This window comes from Desulfovibrio porci (genome assembly GCF_009696265.1).
GTDB lineage: Bacteria > Desulfobacterota > Desulfovibrionia > Desulfovibrionales > Desulfovibrionaceae > Desulfovibrio > Desulfovibrio porci.
The window spans coordinates 1-2,538 of sequence record NZ_VUMH01000030.1; the positions used below are offsets into that span (position 1 = coordinate 1).

The window sequence follows — 2,538 nt, forward strand, 5'->3', positions numbered from 1 at the left end:
CCCATGCAGCCGAACACCCCGTTGTCGTCCCCGATCAGCTCGTAGTAGTCCGCAGGGGTGCGGTTGTCGCGCGGGTCCAGGTAAAAGCGGGCCATACGGTTGATGGCCGTGGCCCCGATGAAATCCTCGCGCATGCGCGCCGTGCCGCAGGCCGCCACGCAGCAGCCGCACTCGATACAGCGGTCCAGCTCGAAGATCTGCGTGGCCAGTTCGTTGTCCATCCGCTCTTCCTGGGCCTCCGGATCAAAAGCCTTGTTGGTGTGAATCCAGGATTCGATCTTTTTGCCCACATGCCGGAACCAGGTGCCCGTGTCCACCGAGAGGTCGCCCAGCAGCTTGAACACCGGCAGCGGGTGCAGGCTGATGCGGTCCGGCAGGTCGCTGGTCTGGGTATGGCAGGCCAGACCGGGACGGCCGTTGATGACCATGCCGCAGGAGCCGCAGATACCCGCCCGGCAGCAGAAATCAAACTGCAGGCTCGCGTCCTGGGTCTCGCGGATCATGTTCAGGGCGATGAAGAGCGTCATGCTGGGATGCTCTTCCAGGTTGAAGGTCTGCATGTGAGGCTGGGAATGGGGGTCCAGCGGATTGTAGCGGAATATCTCAAACGTCAGATTGCGTCCCATGTCGGCCTCCCTTAGACCTTTGACCCGAAGGGCACGATGTCTTCCTCGACAATCTCGCCGGGGATGATCCTGCCGCCGCCGTAACCGCGGTCGCCGGGCGGCAGGATGTAGAACGGCGTGGCCTTTTCATAGTTGAGGGTCGGCAGGCTGTCGCCTTCCTTCCAGGTGGCCAGGGTGCGCACCTGCCAGTCCTTGTCGTTGCGTTCAGGGTAGTCCTCGCGGGCGTGCGCGCCACGGCTCTCGGTGCGTTGCAGCGCCCCGTACGCCGTGCACAGGGCCAGCTTGAGCATGCCCGGCACGCGCAGGGCCATGGACAGCTCGCCGTGCGGGCCGGGCATGGCGCCGCCGCGCAGACGCATGTTTTTACTGCGCTCCAGCAGGTCCTGCAGCTTGGCCACACCGGCTTCCAGGTCCTTGCCGTTGCGGAAGATGCCCACATGTTCCATCATCACGTCCTGCATGGCGTTGCGCAGGGTGTAGCAGTCGTCGCCCGTGCCCCGGAGCAGCGCCTCAATGCGCCCGCGCACCAGTTTTTCCGCGTCGCTCATGGCCGCGGTGGAGAAAACGCACTCGTAGCCTTGCAGGAATTCCACCAGTTTCTTGCCCACAATGCGGCCGGACACGATGGTTTCGGCCAGGGAATTGCCGCCCAGGCGGTTGAAGCCGTGCATGTCCCAGCAGGCGGCTTCGCCCGCCGCGAACAGGCCCTTGAGGCCGTAGGCGTGGCCGTCCTTGTTGATGCGCACGCCGCCCATGCTGTAGTGCTGGGTGGGACGCACCGGAATGAGCTGGTGGATGGGATTCACGCCCAGGAAGTGCGTGGAGATGTCATAGACTTCACGCAGATTGGTAGTGATGTGCTTTTCACCCAGATGGCGGATGTCCAGCCAGAGATGCTCGCCGTAAGGGCTGGGCACGCCGAAGCCCTTGCGCATGTGCTCGGTCATGCGCCGGGACACCACGTCGCGCGAGGCCAGCTCGGCCTTTTCCGGCTCATAGTCGGGCATGAAGCGGTATTCGTTGACGTCCAGCAGGGTGCCGCCGTCGCCCCGGCAGCCTTCGGTCACCAGGATGTCCGTGGGCACCGTGCCCGTGGGATGGAACTGCACGGCCTCCATATTGCCCAGCGGCACCACGCCCGTGTCCAGGGCGGCGATCTGGCCGCCGCCGTCGCAGATCACGGCGTTGGTGGTGGCCCGGTAGATGCGCCCGTAGCCGCCCGTGGCGATGAGCGTGGCCTTGGCGAAATAGCCCACCAGCTCGCCGGTGCGCAGGTCGCGGGCCACACAGCCCATGCAGCGCTCGCCGTCGTGCACCAGGGCTTCGGCCTGCACGCGGTCGTGCACGTCCACGCCCAGTTGCAGCAGACGGTTGTCCAGGGTGAAGAGCACCGCGTGGCCCGTGCCGTCCGAGGTGTAGCAGGTGCGCCACTTGGCCGTGCCGCCGAAGGCGCGGGAATGGATCAGACCTTCATTCTCGGTCTTTTCCGTGGCCTGAAAGGGCTTGCCGCCCTTGTAATAGGTATGCTCGCCGGGCACCACCCGGCTCCAGGGTACGCCCATCCAGGCCATTTCGCGCATGGCGATGGGCGCGGTATTGGCGAACAGGCGGGCCACCTCCTGGTCGCAGCCCCAGTCCGAGCCCTTGACCGTGTCGTTGAAATGGATTTCCGGGCTGTCGCCCTCGCCCATGATGGAATTGCCCAGGGCCGCCTGCATGCCGCCCATGGCCGCCGAGGAATGGGAACGCCGGGGCGGCACCAGGCTCAGACAGATGACGCTGAAGCCCGCCTGCGCGGCTTCCACGGCCACGCGCTCCCCGGCCAGACCGGCGCCCATGCAGAGAACATCACTTTGAAAAACACGCATACGCACCCCCTATCCCAGGAACCAGACGCGGGCCAGAGCCAGCG

2 protein-coding genes are annotated in these 2,538 nt (G+C 65.5%); both read right to left on the bottom strand.

The window, feature by feature from the left end; genetic code table 11:
* A partial coding sequence (locus FYJ44_RS14315) for a fumarate reductase iron-sulfur subunit (protein WP_154513296.1) occupies positions 1 to 626 on the bottom strand: 626 nt, incomplete at its 3' end.
* Between the two features lie 11 nt (positions 627 to 637).
* The gene (locus FYJ44_RS14320) at positions 638 to 2,494 is read right to left on the bottom strand and encodes a fumarate reductase flavoprotein subunit (protein WP_154513298.1); all 1,857 of its coding nucleotides are present in this window, start codon (positions 2,492 to 2,494) and stop codon (positions 638 to 640) included.
* Between the last annotated feature and the right edge of the window lie 44 nt (positions 2,495 to 2,538).

Bases quoted from the DNA above. Each gene is read 5' to 3' on its own strand.
- FYJ44_RS14320 (WP_154513298.1), bottom strand. From the start codon at position 2,494: ATGCGTGTTTTTCAAAGTGATGTTCTCTGCATGGGCGCCGGTCTGGCC.